The organism is Aromatoleum tolulyticum (assembly GCF_900156155.1).
Classification (GTDB): Bacteria; Pseudomonadota; Gammaproteobacteria; order Burkholderiales; family Rhodocyclaceae; genus Aromatoleum; species Aromatoleum tolulyticum.
Genome location: NZ_FTMD01000017.1, coordinates 40,351 through 59,277 on the forward strand (window position 1 = coordinate 40,351; position 18,927 = coordinate 59,277).

General features: G+C 69.5%; 22 protein-coding genes. 5 read left to right on the plus strand and 17 right to left on the minus strand.

Translation table 11 applies throughout. From position 1 onward, the window contains the following. Window positions 1–116: 116 nt before the first annotated feature. The gene (locus BW991_RS20205) at window positions 117–521 is read right to left on the minus strand and encodes a VOC family protein (protein WP_076603920.1); all 405 of its coding nucleotides are present in this window, start codon (window positions 519–521) and stop codon (window positions 117–119) included. A 78-nt stretch (window positions 522–599) separates the two neighbouring features. After that, a complete protein-coding gene (locus BW991_RS20210) occupies window positions 600–1,571 on the minus strand; it encodes a LysR family transcriptional regulator (RefSeq protein WP_076603921.1) in 972 nt (323 codons plus the stop codon). A gap of 134 nt (window positions 1,572–1,705) precedes the next feature. On the opposite strand from BW991_RS20210, the gene BW991_RS20215 reads away from it, so the two are divergent. Continuing rightward, on the plus strand, window positions 1,706–2,344 hold the full coding sequence (locus tag BW991_RS20215; RefSeq protein ID WP_076603922.1) for an NAD(P)-dependent oxidoreductase: 639 nt from the start codon (window positions 1,706–1,708) through the stop codon (window positions 2,342–2,344). On the opposite strand, the gene BW991_RS20220 is transcribed toward BW991_RS20215, so the two are convergent. From BW991_RS20220 to BW991_RS20245, 6 genes are all read right to left on the minus strand, one after another. Further along, window positions 2,338–4,161 (minus strand): ankyrin repeat domain-containing protein, encoded by a 1,824-nt coding sequence (locus BW991_RS20220; RefSeq protein WP_076603923.1) that lies wholly within the window; start codon window positions 4,159–4,161, stop codon window positions 2,338–2,340. The two genes, BW991_RS20215 and BW991_RS20220, sit on opposite strands and share 7 nt — an antisense overlap. A gap of 14 nt (window positions 4,162–4,175) precedes the next feature. Next, complete coding sequence (locus BW991_RS20225; protein ID WP_076603924.1) at window positions 4,176–4,442, minus strand: MoaD/ThiS family protein; 267 nt, start codon at window positions 4,440–4,442, stop codon at window positions 4,176–4,178. Beyond that, window positions 4,439–5,560 carry a WD40/YVTN/BNR-like repeat-containing protein gene (locus BW991_RS20230; RefSeq protein WP_076603925.1) on the minus strand — a complete coding sequence of 374 codons (1,122 nt, stop codon included), beginning with the start codon at window positions 5,558–5,560 and terminating at the stop codon, window positions 4,439–4,441. Before BW991_RS20230 ends, BW991_RS20225 begins: the two co-directional genes overlap by 4 nt. A gap of 291 nt (window positions 5,561–5,851) precedes the next feature. Next, on the minus strand, window positions 5,852–6,178 hold the full coding sequence (locus BW991_RS20235) for a hypothetical protein (protein WP_076603926.1): 327 nt from the start codon (window positions 6,176–6,178) through the stop codon (window positions 5,852–5,854). Between the two features lie 238 nt (window positions 6,179–6,416). After that, window positions 6,417–7,193 (minus strand): ferredoxin--NADP reductase, encoded by a 777-nt coding sequence (locus tag BW991_RS20240; RefSeq protein ID WP_076603927.1) that lies wholly within the window; start codon window positions 7,191–7,193, stop codon window positions 6,417–6,419. Between the two features lie 122 nt (window positions 7,194–7,315). Then, a complete protein-coding gene (locus BW991_RS20245; RefSeq protein ID WP_076603928.1) occupies window positions 7,316–7,834 on the minus strand; it encodes a DM13 domain-containing protein in 519 nt (172 codons plus the stop codon). 55 nt (window positions 7,835–7,889) lie between these two features. Between BW991_RS20245 and BW991_RS20250 the strand changes: the two genes are divergently transcribed. Further along, window positions 7,890–9,524, plus strand: a complete 1,635-nt coding sequence (locus tag BW991_RS20250) for a nitroreductase family protein (RefSeq protein WP_076603929.1) — start codon at window positions 7,890–7,892, stop codon at window positions 9,522–9,524. Here the strand turns inward: BW991_RS20250 and BW991_RS20255 are convergent. The 3 genes from BW991_RS20255 to BW991_RS20265 form a co-directional block, all read right to left on the minus strand. Further along, entirely contained in the window at window positions 9,521–9,988 is a 468-nt protein-coding gene (locus tag BW991_RS20255; protein WP_076603930.1) for a ferritin-like domain-containing protein, read from the minus strand. The genes BW991_RS20250 and BW991_RS20255 overlap by 4 nt on opposite strands. 107 nt (window positions 9,989–10,095) lie before the next feature. After that, a complete protein-coding gene (locus BW991_RS20260; protein ID WP_076603931.1) occupies window positions 10,096–10,533 on the minus strand; it encodes a universal stress protein in 438 nt (145 codons plus the stop codon). A gap of 22 nt (window positions 10,534–10,555) precedes the next feature. Continuing rightward, complete coding sequence (locus BW991_RS20265; protein WP_076603932.1) at window positions 10,556–11,299, minus strand: TerC family protein; 744 nt, start codon at window positions 11,297–11,299, stop codon at window positions 10,556–10,558. Between the two features lie 178 nt (window positions 11,300–11,477). Here BW991_RS20265 and BW991_RS20270 point away from each other — a divergent pair, with 178 nt between their 5' ends. Then, window positions 11,478–12,890, plus strand: coding sequence for an aminotransferase-like domain-containing protein (locus tag BW991_RS20270; protein WP_076603933.1), 1,413 nt, complete (start codon window positions 11,478–11,480; stop codon window positions 12,888–12,890). On the opposite strand, the gene BW991_RS20275 is transcribed toward BW991_RS20270, so the two are convergent. Further along, entirely contained in the window at window positions 12,885–13,193 is a 309-nt protein-coding gene (locus BW991_RS20275) for a hypothetical protein (protein WP_076603934.1), read from the minus strand. The two genes, BW991_RS20270 and BW991_RS20275, sit on opposite strands and share 6 nt — an antisense overlap. 3 nt (window positions 13,194–13,196) lie before the next feature. Then, a complete protein-coding gene (locus BW991_RS20280) occupies window positions 13,197–13,802 on the minus strand; it encodes a cytochrome c oxidase subunit 3 family protein (RefSeq protein WP_076603935.1) in 606 nt (201 codons plus the stop codon). 241 nt (window positions 13,803–14,043) lie between these two features. On the opposite strand from BW991_RS20280, the gene ccoG reads away from it, so the two are divergent. Continuing rightward, window positions 14,044–15,423, plus strand: coding sequence for a cytochrome c oxidase accessory protein CcoG (gene ccoG / locus BW991_RS20285; protein WP_076603936.1), 1,380 nt, complete (start codon window positions 14,044–14,046; stop codon window positions 15,421–15,423). 73 nt (window positions 15,424–15,496) lie between these two features. Further along, a complete protein-coding gene (locus BW991_RS20290) occupies window positions 15,497–15,832 on the plus strand; it encodes a DnaJ family domain-containing protein (RefSeq protein WP_076603937.1) in 336 nt (111 codons plus the stop codon). Window positions 15,833–15,843: 11 nt separating this feature from the next. On the opposite strand, the gene BW991_RS20295 is transcribed toward BW991_RS20290, so the two are convergent. The 4 genes from BW991_RS20295 to BW991_RS20310 are packed head-to-tail and all read right to left on the minus strand — an operon-like array spanning window position 15,844 to window position 18,926. Next, complete coding sequence (locus BW991_RS20295; protein ID WP_076603938.1) at window positions 15,844–16,641, minus strand: ABC transporter permease; 798 nt, start codon at window positions 16,639–16,641, stop codon at window positions 15,844–15,846. A gap of 12 nt (window positions 16,642–16,653) precedes the next feature. Continuing rightward, window positions 16,654–17,625, minus strand: a complete 972-nt coding sequence (locus BW991_RS20300; protein WP_076603972.1) for an ATP-binding cassette domain-containing protein — start codon at window positions 17,623–17,625, stop codon at window positions 16,654–16,656. Between the two features lie 13 nt (window positions 17,626–17,638). Then, complete coding sequence (locus BW991_RS20305; RefSeq protein ID WP_076603939.1) at window positions 17,639–18,250, minus strand: glutathione S-transferase; 612 nt, start codon at window positions 18,248–18,250, stop codon at window positions 17,639–17,641. A gap of 28 nt (window positions 18,251–18,278) precedes the next feature. Continuing rightward, window positions 18,279–18,926, minus strand: a complete 648-nt coding sequence (locus BW991_RS20310; RefSeq protein ID WP_076603940.1) for an alpha/beta hydrolase — start codon at window positions 18,924–18,926, stop codon at window positions 18,279–18,281. Window position 18,927: the final 1 nt, after the last annotated feature.

An 18,927-nucleotide genomic window follows, 5' to 3' on the forward strand; every position in this document is an offset into this window, starting at 1 on the left:
TGATCGCTGCCCGCCACGGCCGCGAGCCGGATGACGACCGCATCGATTGGGCGGGCGGCCGCAATTCTAGCGCGACTTCGCCGCCCGTGCCGCAGGGGCGCAAAAAAGCGCTCGCTTCAAGCGGGAACGGCGTCCGGTTCCATGTAGACGAGCTCCCAGGTGTGGCCGTCGAGGTCCTCGAAGGCGTGTTCGTACATGAAGCCGTGGTCCTTTTCCTCGCGCGCGATCGTGCCGCCCGCGGCAACGGCCTTCGCGACCAGGTCCTTGACGTGCTTGCGGCTGTCGCACGACAGGCAGATCAGCACCTCGGTGCTCTGCGTGGTGTCGCAGATGGTCTTCCTTGTGAAGCCGCGGAAGAAGGGTTCGACGAGCAGCATCGCGAAAATGTTCTCCGCGATCACCATGCACGCAGCATCGTCGTTGCTGAACTTCGGTTCGAAGGTGAAGCCGAGTGCGGAAAAGAACTCACGCGTCCGCGGCAGGTCGCGCACCGGGAGGTTCACGTAGATCTGTCTGGCCATGTCGGCATCCTCGGGACGAACATGGTTCAACATAGTCAAGGCGAAGTGATTTGCAATTGCAGTTACGCGTCGTGCCGGTCACGTTTCGGGCCTGTCTGCGCCGTTCGCGCGCGCCGTCGCAGGGGGTGTGCTGAAGCATTGCTCGAGCCGTTGCTGCAAGCGGCGCCGGTAGAAATCGACAAACTGGCGCGCGTGCGCGGGCTGGTGCCGGCCCGGCGCGTACACCGCGTACAGGCCGCCGCCGGGCGGTGTCCATTCGGGCAGCAGGCGCACCAGCCGGCCGCTGTCGATGGCCGGCCTGGCGCTGAACTGGTCGAGCGCCGAAATGCCGGCACCGCCTTCGAGCAGCGCCCGCAGCGCCGCAGCGGAATCGGCGCGCAGATGGCCCCGCACGCGCACGCTGCAGTTCGCTCCGTCGGCGTGCGTGAAACTCCAGGTCAGCGGCGTCGGCAGCAGCGTCAGGGCGACCCATTCGTGCCGCGCGAGCTCCTCCGGGTGCTGTGGCTGTCCGGCGCGCGCAAGATAGTCCGGGGCGGCGACGATGTACTGCGCGAAATCGGCAAGCTTGAGCGCGCGCATCGACGAGTCGCGCAGCCAGCCCATGCGGAAGCTCACGTCCAGGCCTTCCTCGACGAGATCGACGACCTGGTCGCTGGTGCGCAGGTCGATGTGCAGCTGCGGGTGCCGTGCGGCGAACTCGGCGACGACGCGGCCGAGGGATTGCTCCGCGTGATCGACGGTACAGCCGATGCGCAGCGTGCCGGTCAGCTCCGCGGACGGGCTGCCGAGCTGCACGAGCGCTTCCTCGATGCCGCGCAGCCGCGGGACGCATTCGGCGTACAGGGTGTGGCCGGCCTCGGTGAGGGCGACGCGGCGCGTCGTGCGGCTGAGCAGGCTGATCCCGAGCTGCGCCTCGAGGCGCCCGATCTCGATGCTGACCTTGGCCTTGGCGATCCCCAGGCGGTCGGCCGCGGCGGTGAAACCGCCGGCTTCGGCGACGGCGGCGAAGATCAGCAATCCGTTGAGGTCGATGCGGTCCGCGATACCCATGCGATGCCTTTTTGTCGTTGAATCGAAAACAGTGAATTCTGGACTGAACCGTTTTTGAAAACAATCCGTGGTGTGATGATGGCGCCGTTGCAGACATCGACCTCCACTCACATCGCTCGAAATAGGTGACATCCATGAACATCGTTCTCATCGGCGCGTCCGGTTACGTCGGTTCCGCCCTGCTGAAGGAAGCCCTCGCGCGCGGCCATCGCGTCACGGCCGTCGTCTCCAATCCCGCGAAGCTGGCGGCGCAGCCGGGCCTCGAAACCGTCAAGGCCGACGTGCTCGACGGCGCCGCGCTCGCGCCCCGGCTGCAGGGCCACGACGCCGTCGTGAGCGCCTTCAGCGGCCACGCGCAGGCCGACGTGTATGGCTACTACGTGCAGGGCATGCGCTCGATCATCGCCGCGGCGAAGCAGGCGCGTGTGCCACGTCTGCTGGTGGTGGGCGGCGCGGGCAGCCTCGAGGTCGCGCCGGGCGTGCAGCTCGTCGACACGCCGGAATTCCCGCCGCAGTGGAAGGGCACCGCCGAAGGGGCGCGCGAGGCGCTGACGCTGCTGCGCGCCGAGCCGGAACTCGACTGGACGATGCTGAGCCCCTCGGCCTACCTGGAGCCGGGCGAGCGCACCGGCCGCTTCCGCCTCGGCACCGACCAGCTGCTCGTCGATGCGCAGGGCGCGAGCCGCATCTCGGTCGAGGACTACGCCGTGGCGATGATCGACGAGCTGGAACGCCCGGCGCACTCGCGGCGGCGCTTCACGGTCGGCTACTGAGCGCGTGCGGGGCGTGCGGGCGGCGCGCCCAGGGTCCGCAGCACGCGGTTGTAGCCGCCCTTTGCCGCGAGGCTGGCGGCGCTCTCGCCGTCCTCGTTGAGGGCGCGCGGATTGGCGCCGCGGGCGAGCAGCGCGCGCACATAGTCGTCGTTGCCGACCTGCGCGGCGACCATCAGCGCGGTCCAGCCGTTTTTCGTCGCGGCATCGACGTCCGCGCCGCGCTCCAGCAGCAGGGGCAGTACCTCGTTCTCGCTGCCGGCGGCGCGGATCAGCGGTGTCGAGCCGGAGTTGCTGCGTGCGTCGAGCTCGGCGCCGGCGTCGAGCAGGCGGCGCACAATCGTCGCCTGCTCGCTGCCGTCGCCGCCCGCGGCCGCCATCAGCGCGGTCTCGCCGCGGCCGTTGCGCGCGCCGACCGCAGCGCCTTTCGCCAGCAGGGCATCGACGAGCGCGACATCGCCGCCCGCGGCGGCCGCCATCAGCGCCGTATGCTCGCGGATGCCGCTCGGATCGGCGGTCGCGGCATTCACGTCGGCCCCTTTCCCGATCAGGAACAGGGCGACCTCCGGTGCCGGCTTGCGCAGCGCGAGCAGCAGCGGCGTCGGCTGCCAGTCGGACATCGAGCGCGTGCGCGCTTCGAGTTGCGCCCCCTTGTCGAGCAGGAGCTGCAGAAGCTCGAGCTGGCGCCGCAAGTCCTCGCCCTCCCGCCGGCTCGCGTCGACCGCGCGGTGCAGCGGCAGCCAACCGTCCGGCTTGTCGGGATTGGGGTTCGCGCCGCGCGCAAGCAGTTCGCGCACGGCGTCGAGCTTCAGCGCGCCGGCGGCACGGCCCAGTGCCGTATCGCGGTTACCCTCGCGGTAGTCGACCTCCGCGCCGAGTTCGAGCAGGCGCTTCATTACTGCGGCATCCGTGTCGGCGGCGGCGACCATCGCGCGGTTGATGGCTTCGTGCGAGGGTTTCTGCGCGAGCAGCGCCTCCAGCACCTCGGCGCGGCCGGAGCCGGCGGCCCACGGCAGGGCGCGATCCACGTCAGCGCCGGCCTTCACCAGCTGCTTCGCGAGCGCGAGGTGGCCCGCGCCGGCCGCGCGCATCAGCGCGGTGACCTCGCCCGCATCCAGGCTGTCGACCGGCATGCCGGCGCGCAGGTACAGCGCGACCGCGTCGGCGTCGTTTCTTTCGGCGAGCTCGACGAAGGTCGCGGGATCCCACGCGAGGCCCATCTGGTTGATGCGCACGCGCACCTTGTCGGGCGTGTCGACGACCAGCGGGTAGGCCCACAGGCCGACGAGGATTGCCGCCACGAGCGCGACCGCCGCCTGCAGCGGGGGCTGGCGCAGCAGGCGGAAGAGGGTGTGGCGCCATCCCGGCGCGAGGATGCGGAGGAGTTCGGCGAGGTCGCGGTCGAAGCTCGTGTTGCGGATCTCGAAGGCGTTGCGCTGGGCGAGCGGTGCGAGCCCGCCGGGCAGGTCCTGTGCGCGCGGCATCGTGGCGTCCTGCAGCAGCACCGGGATCACGCGCATGCCGCGCTTGAGCGCGCCGAGGATCTCGATGCGCACGAAGTCGCCGTCGTCGGCGAGGCGCCAGCGCCCCTCGGCGTCGGTCGCCGTGAGCCAGCGCGGGCCGATCAGCACCAGCAGCACGTCGGCCTGGCGGATCCGGTGCCGGATCGCCTCGACGAAGTCCTCGCCCGCGGGAATCGCGTCGACGTCGCGGAATACGCGCTCACGGCCGAACTGCGCGACGAGGCGATCGAAGATGCGGCCGGCCTCGCCGCTGGCGTCGTCCCGCCGGTAGCTGATGAAGATCGCCGGACTCGTCATCGCCCGGGGGCAGGCTAGCCGCCGCTGAGCGCGCCGACGACGAGGAGTTCGTCGCCGTCGGCGAGCGCGCGCGACAACGCGAGGGCGGGCTGGTGGTTGATGAAGAAGCGCACGTGCGGGCGGATCTCGCCGTGTTCGTCGATGACGCGGAAGCGCAGGCCGGGATGGCGGCGGTCGAGGTCTTCGAGCACCTCGCCGAGGGTCGCGCCTTCGGCGACGAGGCGCGACTGGCCGTCGGTGTAGCTGAAGAGCTGGCCGGGGACGACGACACGGATGCTCATGGCGCGGGTGCGGCGAACTCGACGGAGAAGATTTCCGGCAGGTGCTCGGCGAGGCACAGCCAGGTGTCGCCTTCGTCGTGGCTGCCCCACAGCTCGCCGCAGGTGGTGCCGAAATACAGCCCGAGCGGCTTGGCGTCGTCGGCGCAGAAGGCCTGGCGCTTCACCGTCCACCACGCGTGGCCGCGCGGCAGGCCGTTGTCCTGGCGCTCCCAGCTTTCGCCACCGTCGCAGCTGCGATACACGGCGGGTTTGCCGCCCGGCGAGGTGCGCGGCCAGTTCTCGGTGCCGTCCATCGGAAACACCCACAGCGTGTCGGGGTCGCGCGGATGGAGCACGATCGGGAAGCCGATGTCGCCGATCTCGGCGGGCATCGCGCGGCCGATGCGCTGCCAGCGGTCGCCGGGGCGGTCGAGGCGGTAGATGCCGCAGTGGTTCTGCTGGTAGAGGCGGTCCGGGGCGAGCGGATGCAGCGCGACGCGGTGCGGATCGTGGCCCACGTCGGCATCGGGGTCGGGCAGGAAGTCGGCGGCGACGCCGCGGTTGAGTGCGCGCCAGTTCGCGCCGGCGTCGGTGCTCTCGAAGGTGCCGCCCGAGGACACCGACACGTACAGGTGGCGCGCGTCGCGCGGGTCGATGCAGATCGAGTGGAGCGGCGGGCCGCCCGGAATCGGGCCGATGACCTCGCGCAGGTTGGGCAGGAGTTCGTGGTTGAAGCCCGGCACTTCCTGCCAGGTGTCGCCGCCATCCTCCGAGCGGAAGAGTCCCGGCGGCACGGTGCCGGCGTACCACACGCCCGGCTCGGAGGCGTGACCGGGGGCGAGCCAGAAGACGACGTCCACGCTCGCCGCCTTGGTATCGGCGGACGGCGCGAAGGCGGGCGGTTTCGTCGCCTCCTGCCAGTGTTCGCCGAGGTCGCTCGAGCGGAACACCGTGGGGCCCAGGTGCCCCGGGCGGGTGCCCAGCAGCAGGGTGCGGCGGTCGCGCGGGTCGAGCACCATGTGGTGCACCGCGGAGCCGAGGAAATGCGGCCCGGTGAGGCGCCACTCGCGCCGCCCGGCGTCGCTGTGCAGGAGGAACGCACCCTTGCGCGTTCCGATCAGCAAGACGATCTGGTCCATGCGCTCGCCCTCCTCAGATATCTCAGAATAGTCGCTCGGGAAGACGAAACAAGCACGACGCCGTCAGGGGCTTTGTGCGCGCCGCCGTCGTTCCTCCCCCTTCAAGGGGGGCGGAACAGGGGTTTCGGCGAGCACTGCTTGCCGCCTGTGGAGCGGCGAGGCGAAGCCGAGACTACCGGTTAGGAGGGGGATGGGTTTCTACGACGTCTGCTTAACCCATCCCCACCCCAACCCTCCCCTTGAAGGGGAGGGAGCAAGCGTGTCGGGGTCGGGTCGGGAGCGCGTGTCTTGTTACTTGGCCGCCTTCATGTCGGCCTGGCACTTCTTCATGAAGGAGTTCTTCGCCGCGCCGGCGAGCGGCTTGCCGTTCTTGTCGAGGGCCTTCGCCGAGCATTCGGTGTTTACGGCCTCGGTGTGGCACTTCTTCATGAAGGACGACTTGGCGGCGCCGACGAGCGGTTTGCCGTTCTTGTCGATGGCCTTGGATTCGCACATCGAATCGCCGGCGGGTGCGGCCGCGGGAGTAGCTGCGGGCGCGGGCGCGGCGGCCGGGGCCTGGGCGAAGGCCGAGCCGGCGACGAACAGGGTGGCGAGAACGGCGGTGATCAAGCGGGACATACGGGCATCTCCTTGTGATCCGGGTCGAACCGCGCGGCGGGTCGTGCGTCGTGCCGCCGACGGTGTTCCCTTGGGGTTTTGTCGAGCGCTACGGTCATGCACCTGCGTGCAGGAATATAACGCGCGATTACCCGGAGCGGATGACAAGCGTGCAAATACGCGATGCACGGCCGCGTGCAGCGTTGAAAATACAAAGGGCGCCGTGGCGCCCTTTCGGTGGTGTCGCCGCAGCCCCGTCCTACTTTTCGACGAAGGCGTGCTCGATGACGTAGTCGCCCGGCTCGCCGATGCGCTTCGACATCTTGAAGCCGCGGCGGTCGAGCAGCTCGCGCGAGCTCTTGAGCATCGCGGCGCTGCCGCAGATCATCACGCGGTCGACGGCGGGGTCGAGCGGGGGCAGGCCGATGTCCTCGAACAGCTTGCCGCTTTCGATCAGGTCGGTGAAGCGGCCCTGGTTGCGGAAGGGCTCGCGCGTCACGGTGGGGTAGTAGATCAGCTTGTCGCGCACCGCCTCGCCGAGGAATTCGTGCTGCGGCAGTTCGTGCGTGATGTAGTGTTCGTAGGCAACCTCGCTGACGTGGCGCACGCCGTGGATGAGGATGACCTTCTCGAAGCGGTCATACACGTCTAGGTCGCGGATCACGCTCATGAACGGCGCGAGGCCGGTGCCGGTCGAGAACAGGTACAGGTGCTTGCCGGGCAGCAGGTCGTGCAGCACCAGTGTGCCGGTCGGCTTGCGGGAGACCAGGATGTCGTCGCCGGGCTGCACCTTCTGCAGGCGCGAGGTGAGCGGGCCGTCGGGCACCTTGATGCTGAAGAACTCGAGGTTTTCCTCGTAGTTCGCGCTGGCGATCGAATAGGCGCGCATCAGCGGGCGTCCCTCGACCTCGAGGCCGATCATCACGAACTGGCCGTTCTCGTAGCGCAGCGCGCGGTCGCGCGTCGTGGTGAAGGAGAACAGCGTGTCGTTCCAGTGATGCACGCTGACGATCTTTTCGGTGATGAAGGCGGCCATGTCAGGTCTTTCGGTTCGGGGATGTGAGGTGCGAATTCTACTGTTGCACTGCAGCGCGCGGGGCTATATGGGCTAGCCAATAAGTTATATGGACGGGGTTAATCGCCAAAGATGAAGAAGATTTAATTCTTTGGCCCCGTCACCGCGCCGCCCGCCCCGGGAGCCGTCAGCCGGGCGGGCGAGATCAGTACGCCGAACTGCTCGCACCAGATGACGACGCTGCCGTAGGCGCCCGGATCGACACCGGCCGGAATCGGGTAGTTCTGGCTGCCCTTGAACGCCTTGAGCCGGCCGAGGTCGATGAACATGCTGGCTGCGACGTCGCTATCGGGTGTGACCTGCGTGTCCGGCACGAGGTAGACGTGGAACTTGGGCCCCGGGCCGACCTGGAAGTCTTCCTCCAGATGCACGAGGCCGTCAAACACGCGCACGCCACCGCGGCCGTAGTGGATCGGGTCGGAGGGGTTGGCGTGGATGAAGGTCCCGCGCGCGACGAGGCGCAGCGCCGACGGGTCGTCGATGCGCTCGGCGGCGGTGATGTCGGCGAGGAAGATGAAGGGATAGACGAAGATGCCCAGCGCGAAGCCGGCGGCGGTGCCGAGCAGGCCGCCGAGGACGAAGACGAGGATCGATCTTTTCATCGCTGTCGGACTCCTGTGCTGAGGCGGTGGCGCGATGAACTGCGAGGGGGGCGGGATGGCGCACGAGCCGGCAGCAGTGTCGACGGACAGCGGGAAGGTCGCCGCCGTGCGGGCCTACCATGAGCATAGCAAGCATCGGCCGGACCGCTACGCGCCGGGGCCGGGACGGCTCGACTGGGCGAACCAGCCGGACCCGTGGCGCCATTGGAACGGTGCCGCGCGCGCGCTCCTGCCGCTCGCGGCGGACGGCCTCGCGACGCGCTACGCCGCCTTGCGCCGCGGCGAATTGCCGCCGCCCGCGCCCTTCGATCTCGCGCATCTGGGCATCCTGTTCGAGCTCTCGCTCGCGTTGTCGGCATGGAAGGAGTTCGGCGGTGCACGCTGGGCGCTGCGCTGCAACCCGTCGAGCGGCAACCTGCATCCGACCGAGGGCTACCTGATCGCGCCGGCGCTGCCCGGCATCCCGGCGGGCGTGCACCATTACCTGAGCCGCGAGCACGTGCTGGAGCAGCGTGCGGCGCCGCGCGAGGGATGGGATGCAGCCTTCGGCGGGCAGGGGGTGCTGGTCGCGCTGAGCTCGATCCACTGGCGCGAGGCGTGGAAGTACGGCATGCGCGCGTGGCGCTACTGCCAGCACGATTGCGGTCATGCGGTGGCCGCGCTGACGCTTGCCGCCGCGGCGCTCGGCTGGCCGGCGCGGGTGCTCGACCGCGTCGGCGACGACGATATCGCGCGCCTCGCGGGGCTCGATCGCGCAGCGGACTGCGATGGTGCCGAGCGCGAGGCGCCCGAGGTGCTACTGCAGCTCGGCGCGGCGGGGGACGGGATCGATGTCGATGCGCTGCTCGCGTTCGCGGCGCAGGCCGACTGGCACGGACGCGCCAACCGCCTGAGTTCGGCGCATGTCGACTGGCCGGACATCGCCGTCGTCGACGCTGCCGCGCGCAAGCCGCGTACGGCCGCGGCGGATGCGCCGGCACCCGCGGCGCTGCCTCTGCCCGCCGCGCCGGTGCTGGACCTGCCGGTCGCGACGCTCGCGCGCCGGCGCCGCAGCGCGGTCGCCTTCGACGGCGTGACGACGATGGCTGCCGATGCCTTCTTCGCCGTGCTCGATGCGCTGCTGCCGCGTGCGGACGTGCCGCCGTGGTCGGCCTGGCCGTGGCCGCCGCAGGTGCATCCGGCGTTCTTCGTGCATCGCGTCGACGGGCTGGAGCCGGGGCTCTACGTGCTGGTGCGCGATCCGGCCGCGCTCGCCGGGCTGCGCGGGGCGATGCGCGCGGACTGGCTGTGGCACAAGGCCGGTCCGGCGCCCCTGCCGCTCTACCTGCTGATCCCCTACGACCTGCGTGAAACGGCGCAGCTCGTCAGCTGCCATCAGGAGATCGCGGCCGATTCGTGTTTCGCGCTCGGCATGCTCGCCCGCACGGGGATCGTCGCGCGCGAGCCATGGCGCTACGCGCAGCTCTTCCGCGAATGCGGCATGCTCGGCCACGTGCTGTACCTGGAGGCCGAGGCGGCGGGGCTGCGCGGCACCGGCATCGGCTGCTTCTTCGACGACACGATGCACGAGCTGCTGGGCCTCGCCGGCGGCGAATGGCAAAGCCTCTACCACTTCACCGTCGGCGGGCCGGTCGAGGATGGGCGCCTCAGTTCCTTGCCGCCCTATGCCGGGCGCGGCTCCGGATCCTAGGTCGGTCGTGCCGGCGCGAAGGCCGACAGGTCGCCCGGCTTGCGCAGCATCTTGTCGACTTCCGCGAGATGCAGTTCCTCGGTCTGGACCATCTGGCGCGCATATTCCTCGAGCGCCACCGAGCGGTCCGCGACCAGGGCGAGCAGTTCGTCATAGAGCTTCAGGGCGCTGCGCTCCGATTCGAGCGATTCGCGCAGCATCGCGCCGATGTCGTGCTGGTGCGAGTCGAGCAGCGGTCCGATCGCGAGCGAGGGGTGAGCGCCCAGCGTGGTGATCCATTCGCCGGCCATGCGCGCGTGTTGCAGCGATTCTTCCGCCTGCGTGTTCAGCCACGACACGATCGGGATGCGCCCGAAGCCGAATACGAGGAAGGAATAATGCGTGTAGCGCACGACTCCGGCCAATTCCGCCTCGAGGATACGGTCCAGCGCCGCAACGACCGCTTCCTTGTCGAGTTCCGCCATGATGTCCCCTCCTGTGCTTGTCGCCGTGCGATGCGGCACGGCGCTGCTACCCCACTCTAGACCACTGCGACGGCGGTCGCAGCGTGGGGGGGGCGAGGGGCGGCGGCTCAGCCCGGCGGGAGGGGCTTCACGAGGGTCACGGGGACCGGCGAACGCTCCAGCACGGCATGGGCGACGGAGCCAAGCAGGGCCTGCAGCAGCGCGCCGCGGCCGTGCGTGCCCATGACGATCTTGTCGAAGCGGTGCTCGCTCGCGTAGCGGACGATGGTGTCGGCGACATGGCCGATCGCGATGTGGTGCGTGTAGGGCATGCCGGCCGCGTCGAGCGCCGCCCGTGCGCTGGCCAATGCGGCGAGGCCTTCCTCGCGGTGCCAGGTCTCGAGGTCGTCGTGGCTGACGAAGCTGCGGGCGTGGCCGTCCACGGGGATCTGCACGTTGAGCAGGTGGATGTCGAGCTCGCCGCCGAGCGCGCGCAGCTTCATGAGGTGTTCGAGTGCGCGGTTGGCGTTGTCCGAGCCGTCGAGGGGTACGAGTACCTTGAGCATCACGATCTCCTTGTCAGCACGGTCAGTTGCGTCGGGATGCGTCGCCGGTCTCTTCGACCGCGAGTTCGACGAGTGGCGCCGCTTCGCCGCCCCGGCGTCGCGCGAGCCACGCGCCCACGCCGACGACGAACGCTGCGCCCGCGACCGAGGTCACGTAGTGCAGCCAGCCCGGCAGCCCTTCCACATAGGGTTTCATGACCACGTCACCGACCAGCATGCCACCGGCGATCCAGCCGAGCAACGCCGCGCCCAGCGTGATCACGACCGGGAAGCGATCCATCAGCTTCAGCACGAACTTGCTGCCCCACACGATGATCGGGATGCTCACGACGATGCCGAAGACGACCAAGCCGAGGTCACCCTTGGCCGCACCCGCGACCGCGATCACGTTGTCGAGGCTCATCACCGCGTCGGCGACGACGATGGTCTTGATCGCGCCGAGCAGATGCGTCGAGCCCTCGATGTTGCCGTGGCCGTCGTCGTCCTCGGGCTGCATCAGCTTGACGCCGATCCACAGCAGCAGCAGCGCGCCGACGACTTTCAGGAAGGGCAGCGCCAGCAGCTGCAGCGCAAAGAAGATCAGCACGATGCGCAGCGCGATCGCGCCGACGACGCCCCACGCGATGCCCTTGTTGCGCTGGTGCTCGGGCAGCTTGCGACAGGCGAGCGCGATCACGACGGCGTTGTCGCCGCCGAGCAGGATGTCGATCGCGATGATCTGCAATACCGACACCCAGAAGGTGGCGGTCATCAGGGTTTCGAGCACTGCTCGTTCTCCTTATCTGGCACGGATGATGAGGCTGAAGGCGGCCATTGTCGCCAAGAACGGCATCGCGCGACAGGGGGCGCCGGCGGGATCCGGTGGCACGAACGATACGGGGGCGCCCTTTCGGCCCGCTTTCGGCGCCGGCCGCGGGCGATGTGCCCCTGCTAACATCGTCCCCATGAGCCGCTACCAGGACCTCGCCGAGCAGACGGAAAAGCTCATCGCCGACGGCGTGCTGCGCGCCGGCGACCGGCTGCCGTCGGTGCGCCAGGCCTGCCGCACGCACAAGGTCAGCCCGATCACCGTCACGCAGGCCTATTACCTGCTGGAAGGGCGCGGCCTGATCGAGGCGCGGCCGAAGTCGGGTTACTTCGTACGCGCGCGCCTCGGCCGCAACCTGCCCGAGCCGGACATGACGCGCCCGCTCGGCGGTTCGACGCAGCTCGAGGTCAGCGACTTCATCTTCCAGATCCTCGACAGCGTGCGCGACCCCGCGATCGTGCCGCTGGGGTCGAGCTTCCCCAGCCCCTACCTGTATCCGCTCGACAGGCTCGGGCGCTTCCTCGCGAATGCCGCACGCCGGCTCGATCCGCTCGCGACGGTGACCGACCTGCCGCCGGGCAACGAGGAGCTGCGCCGGCAGCTCGCGCTGCGCTACCTCGCGCACGGTGCGCCGGTGTCGCCGCAGGAGATCGTCATCACCTCGGGCGCGATGGAGGGACTCAACCTGTGCCTGCAGGCCGTCACGCGCCCCGGCGACCTGATCGCGATCGAATCGCCGACCTTCTATGCCGGACTGCAGGCGAGCGAGCGCCTGGGGCTCAAGGTCATCGAGATCCCGACCCACCCGCGCGAAGGCGTGAGCCTGCCGGCGCTGGAGGACGCGCTGCGCCACCATCCGGTGAAGGCCTGCCTCGTGATGCTGAACTTCGCCAACCCGACCGGCAGCCTCGTGCCGGACGAGCGCCGCAAGGACCTCGTCGAGTTGCTGCGTCGCTTCGAGGTGCCGCTGATCGAGGACGACGTGTATGCCGAGCTGTACTTCGGCCGGCAGGCGCCGCTATGCACGAAGGCGGTGGATGCGGACGGCCTGGTGATGCACGTGTCCTCGTTCTCGAAATGCCTCGCGCCCGGCTACCGCGTCGGCTGGGTCGCGGCGGGGCGCTACGCCGGCCGCATCCAGCGCCTGAAGCTCGCGACCAGTCTCGCGACGACGGTGCCGGTGCAGATCGCGCTGGCGGACTACCTGAAGCACGGCGGCTACGAGAACCACCTGCGCCAGTTGCGGCGCAAGCTGGCCGAACAGGAGGTCGCGCTGACCGCCGCGATCGAGCGGCATTTCCCGCCCGGCACGCGGCTCGCGCGGCCGCAGGGGGGCTATTTCGTGTGGCTGGAGCTGCCGCGCCAGGTCGACACGCTGCTGCTGCACCAGCAGGCGCTCGCGCACGGCATCAGCATCGCGCCGGGGCCGATCTTCTCGGCGAAGCGCGAATTCGGCCACTGGCTGCGACTCAACTTCGGTCACCCCGATTCGGAGCGCCAGCAGGCGGCGATGGCGACGCTGGGCCGGCTCATCGCACAGCAGCTATAAGGTCGCCCAGCGTGCGAACTCGCGCCCGAAGAAGGCGATCAGCACCAGCGCGAGCGGCGCGAAGGCGACGAAGCCCTTCACCACGCGGCGGATGAAGGGATGGGCGAGTTCGGCCTCGATGAAGCGCTGTGCAATGAGCATGCCCTTCGCCCACACGATGGCCGCGACCACGACAGGCAGCCACGCGGCGCCGTGGAACCACTTTCCAAGGCCGAGGCTCAGCAGGGTCAGCGCGACGAGGATCAGCCATGCCGCGGTCAGCGGGGCCAGCGCGGTGGCGGGTTTTTGCTCGGTCGGGCTCATCGTTTACGCCAGCACGTAGAAGAAGGGGAAGAGGACCAGCCAGATGATGTCGGTGGCGTGCCAGTAGCTCGCCAGCGCCTCCAGTCCGCTGTGCTCCTCGGCCGAATACGCGCCGGCGACGTGGCGCGCGAGCACCCACAGCATGCCGAGGATGCCCCAGGTCGCATGCACCAGGTGGTTGATCGTCAGGTAGTAGTAGACGGTGAAGAAGATGCCTGCCTCGCCGTCGATGCCGTGCGCGAGGTTCCAGCGGATCTCGAGGAACTTCGCGACCGGGTAGCCGAGCGCCACGACCAGCCCGGCGACGAGCCACCACAGCGAGCGCCGGCGCTGGCCGGCGCGCATCGTCACGACCGACGCGGCAATGAAGAAGCTGCTCGTCACCATCAGCAAGGTGATGACGGTGCCGGAGACCCGCGACAGGCGCTCCGACCCGTGCTCGAAGGCGTCGGGAAAGTGCGCGCGGGCGACGAAATAGACAATGAAGAGCACGGCGAACTCGACGAATTCGCAGCTGATGCCTACCCAGATGCCGCTGTTGCCGGGGACCCGCCCGGCCAGCGCGGCGTCCTGCCGTGGCGGGGGAGCGGGAATCGCAATCGTCGTCATGGCTGTGCGCCCATTGTGCAATCTGCTCATTGTCATCCGATCCGGCCGGTGATCACAGATACAGCCGATCGTGTTTCGGATCGGCACAGATCAGCGCCTGTTTCCTGAGCGGGATGAAATCTGTTCCTGTCTGAAATGTGCTTTTCTGGAACTGTTCCTGTCGGTCGCCCGGTGATGTACTCGCCTCCGGCGTCGACCGGGGAGATTGTCTCCCCCGGCCCGCATCCGGAGGAAGGCAGGAATGGGCAAGTCCGTCAGCAAGGTGCGTGAGGCGAAGCTGGAGTTGTACCGCAGGAAGGGGAAGATCCACGCGCGGGCCGTCGCGGGCCGCTTCAACACGCTGCGCTGGACGATGGTGTGGCTCACGCAGATCGTCTTCTACGGCGGCTGCTGGCTCACGTGGGAAGGTAGCGGCGTGCTGCGGCAGGCCGTTCTCTTCGACATCGAGCACGAGAAGTTCTACCTCTTCGGCCTCGTGCTGTGGCCGCAGGACGCGCTGCTGCTCGCGCTGGCGCTGATCCTCGCGGCGACGGCGCTGTTCCTCGTCACCGCGCTCGCGGGGCGTCTGTTCTGCGGCTTCGCCTGTCCGCAGACGGTGTACACGACGATCTTCACGTGGGTCGAGGCCAAGGTCGAGGGCGACCACCTCGACCGCCTGCGGCTCGACCAAAGCCCGCCGGGCGTTCGCAAGTTTGCGCTCAAGGGCGTCAAGCACGGCCTGTGGCTGCTGATCGCGGCGTGGACGGCGATCACCTTCGTCGGCTACTTCACACCGATCCGCGAGCTGCTGCCGGCGCTCGCCGTCGGCGCCACCGGCCCGTGGGAGAGCTTCTGGCTGATCTTCTACGGCCTCTTCCTGTACGTGCAGGCGGGCTTCGCACGCGAGGCCGTGTGCCAGCACATGTGCCCGTACTCGCGCTTCCAGGGCGTGATGTTCGACCGCAACACCGCGACCGTCAGCTACGACCTCCGCCGCGGCGAACCGCGGCAGGCGCGCGGCCGGGCCGAGGGCGGCGGCGACTGCATCGACTGCGGCATCTGCGTGGAAGTGTGTCCGACCGGCGTCGACATCCGCGAAGGGCTGCAGCTCGGCTGCATCAACTGCGGCCTGTGCATCGATGCCTGCGACACGGTGATGACGCGCGTTGGCACGCCGACGGGCCTGATCCGCTTCGCGTCGGAGCGCGAACTGGCCGGGGCGGCGGCGGGCGGGAGGACGCGCCTCGCCGTGTATGGCTGCCTGGTGCTGGCGGTCGTCGCGTTCGGGGTGTGGTCGTTGGGCCAGCGTTCGCTGCTGCAGGTCGACGTGCTGCGCGACCGCGGCGCCCTGCTGCGCGAGACCTCCGCCGGACGGATCGAGAACGCCTATACGCTGAAGCTGAAGAACCTCGACGACGCCGCGCGCGAGTTCGTCGTCGAAGTCAGCGGCGTGCCGGGCATCGAGGTCGTCGGCGAGCGCACGTTCGCGGTGGCGGCGGGCAGCGTGCGCCCGGTGTCGCTGACCCTGTCCGCGCCCGCCGGCACGCCGCTGTCGGGCGTGCGTCCGATCACCTTCCGCATCGCGGCGGGGCACGACGCGGCGCGCAGCGTGCAGGAGCCGAGCAGCTTCATCCTGCCCTGACGGGAGGTGCCGGTCGGCTATCATCGGAGGGAGCGCCGCCGCCGTGCCGCGGCGTGACCAACGGGCGACCGACATGGCCTCGATCTTCGACATCCTTGCCGAGCAGCGCATCGCCGACGCGATCAGGCGCGGCGACTTCGATCGCCTGCCGGGGGCGGGCAAGCCGCTCGTGTTCGACGACGAACCCTTCCAGTCGCCCGAGCAGAGGATGGCCAACCGCATCCTCAAGAATGCCGGCTTCGTGCCGCAGGAAGTGCTGCAGCGGCGCGAGATCGCGGCGCTGCGCGAGGCGCTCGCGCACGCAGGGGAAGGCGGGGAAGGCGAGGCGGCCGACGACACCGAAAAGGCGCACATCCGGCGCCGGCTCGGGATGCTGATCGTCACGCTCGGATCGCTGCTGCGTCGCTGAGGCGGGCCGCTCTACCCGAGCAGGCGTCGCCGCGTGAGCCCCAACGCGACCCAGAAGCCGCCGACACCGTAGGCTGCGAGCACCACCAGGTGCAGCACGACATCGGACGGGACCTTCCCCAGCAGCAGCGGCCGCGCGAGCTCGACGGCGTGCGACAGCGGCAGCAGCGAGGCGGCCACCTGAACTGCCGCGGGCAGCTGTTCGGCGGGGAAGAACACGCCCGAGATCAGCGTCATCGGCGTGATGAAGAGCGTGAAGTAGTACATGAAGAAGTCGTAGCTCGGTGCGACCGACGTCATCACCAGCCCGAGCGCGCCGAAGCTGAGGCCCACGAGGAAGATCAGCGGCAGCAGCCACAGCACGTAGCGGCTGTCGACGAGGCCGAACACGGCGATCACGATGAGGATCGCGACGCCCGACAGCAGCGCCTTCGACGCCGCCCACACCAGTTCCGCGAACACGATGTCGTCGAGGTCCACGGGCGCGTTCATGATCGCGTCCCAGGTCCGCTGCACGTGCATGCGCGAGAAGGACGAGTACAGCACCTCGAAGGACGCGCTGTTCATCGTCGACGAGCACACCATGCCGGCGGCGAGGAAGCTGATGTAGGACACGCCGCCGATCTCGGGCACCAGCATGCCGATGCCGAAGCCCAGGCCGAAGAGATAGATCATCGGGTCGGCGAGGTTGCCCAGCACCGAGGGCAGCGCGAGCTTGCGCCAGACGAGGAAGTTGCGCCGCCATACCGGCACGAAGCGGTGTGTGATGCGCGGCGCGCGGAAGGTCGAGCTTGGGGTGGTCGTTGCCATCGAGCGGTCTTCTCAGTCGCGCAGGTCGCGCCCGGTGAGCTTGAGGAACACGTCCTCGAGGTTCGCCGGCCGGCGCAGGTAGCGCAAGCCGGACTGTTGCGCGAGGTGGGCCATCAGCGGCGCCGCGTCGTCGAGGTAACAGAAGGCGGTCTCGCCGCTCACCTCGTAACGGCGTGCGAACGCGCAGGCATGCGCCTCGGCCCACGCCTGCGCGCCGCTCGTGCCGTTGCGGGCGGCGCCGTTCCAGTCGCCATACACCTCGACGACCTGGGCCTCGATCTGCGCCGCGATCACCTCGCGCGGGCTGCCCTCGGTGAGGATGCGCCCGGCGTCGAGGATCGCCAGCCGGTCCGCGAGGCGCTCGGCCTCGTCCATGAAGTGCGTCGTCAGCAGCACCGTGGTGCCGTTGCGGATCAGCTGCTTGAGGCGCTCCCAGATCAGGTGGCGCGCCTGCGGGTCGAGGCCGGTCGTCGGTTCGTCGAGGATCAGCAGGTCGGGGCGGTTCACGAGCGCGCGCGCGAGCGTCAGGCGCCGCTTCATGCCGCCGGACAGCGACTGGATGCGCGCGTCGCGCTTGCTTTCGAGCCCGGCGAAGGCGAGCAGCTCGGGGATGCGCGCGGTGATGGTCGCGTCGTCGAGGCCGAAGTAGCGCCCGTAGACGAGGAGGTTCTCGGCGCAGGTGAAGTCCGGGTCGAGGTTGTCCTGCTGCGGCACGACGCCGACGCGCATGCGCGCCTCGCGCGCGCGTTCGGGCACCGGCAGGCCGGCGAGGAAAATTTCCCCTCCCGACGGGCGCGTGAGGCCCAGCGCGCAGCGCAGCGTCGTGGTCTTCCCTGCGCCGTTGGGGCCCAGCAGCGTGAAGCACTCGCCCGCGTTCAGGCGGAGGTCGATGCCGGCGACGACCTCGTTGTCGCCATAGCGCTTGCGCAGGCCGCGGATTTCCAGCGGGCTCGCGAGGGCGAGGCCGCGCGGTACGGCGTGCATGCCGGTCACGACATCAGCCGACCGGCGGCTTCGTCGTGGTGAAGCTCGGACGCGCGAACATGCGCCGCGCGAGCGCCGCCAGCGAGGGGTGCTCGCGGCGCCATTCATGCTGCGGGAAGCGCAGGTCGAGGTAGCCGAGGGCGACGGCGACGGCGATGTCGCCCAGGCTCAGGGCGTTGCCGTACATCCAGTCGCGTCCGCTCGCGCGCGCCTCGAGCGCATCGAGCGCGCGGTCTACCTTGTCGATCTGGCGGTCGATCTCGGGTTCGCTGCGCAGGCCCTCGGGGCGGCGCGACTCGAGCAGCGCCGTGACCGCGGCGTCGGTCACGCCGTCGGCGAGGGCCTCGATCTGGCGCACGCGCACGCGTTCGAGCGGGTCGGCCGGCAGCAGCTGCGGCGCCGCGTCGAGCGTCTCGAGGTAGCCCGCGATCACCGGCGAGTCGAAAAAGATCTCGCCCGCGTCGGTCTCCAGCGCCGGGACCTTGCCGAGCGGGTTCACGCTCGGCACGCGCGTGTTCGCCTCCCACGGCGAATCGACGATGAGCTCGCAGAGCAGCGATTTTTCCGCGAGGATGATGCGGACCTTGCGTGCGTAGGGGCTGGTCAGCGAGGCGAAAAGCTTCATGGCATTCTCCGGTGAAGTGGCGCGCGGTTCACAGCGGCGTCCAGTTGCGCAGGATGATGTCGCGGATGAGGGTGAGGCGGGCGTGGAAGAAGTGGTCCGCGCCGGGCACGACGACGACCGGCAGGTTCTGCGGCCGCGCCCACTCGAGCACGTTCGCGAGCGACACCGTGTCGTCTTCCTCGCCGTGGATCACCAGCGTGTCCTTCGGCACCGGGCCGGTCGCGTAGCTGCGCGCGCCGCTGACTTCGCCGGTCGCGGTGCCGACCAGCACGATGCGGTGCGCGGGCGTCATGCCGTCGGCGAGGCGCGCGGCCACGCGCGTCTGCACGTGGGCGCCGAAGGAGAAGCCGCCCAGCGCGAGCGGCAGCGTGCCCCAGCGCGACTGCATCCACGCGATCACCGAGAGCATGTCCTCGGTCTCGGCGTTGCCGTGGTCGTGCTCGCCTTCGCTCTTGCCGACGCCGCGGAAGTTCGGGCGCACGACCGCGTAGCCCAGCTCGCGCAGCGTGCGCGCCAGCGTGTGCACGATCTTGTTGGTGTTGGTGCCGCCGAACAGCGGGTGCGGATGGCACACCAGCGCGATGCCGCGCACCGTGTCGGGGGTGTCGATCAGCGCCTCGATCGCGCCGTCGCGTCCGCGCAGCAGGACGCTCTCGGGAGCCTGCGGCCTCGTCATG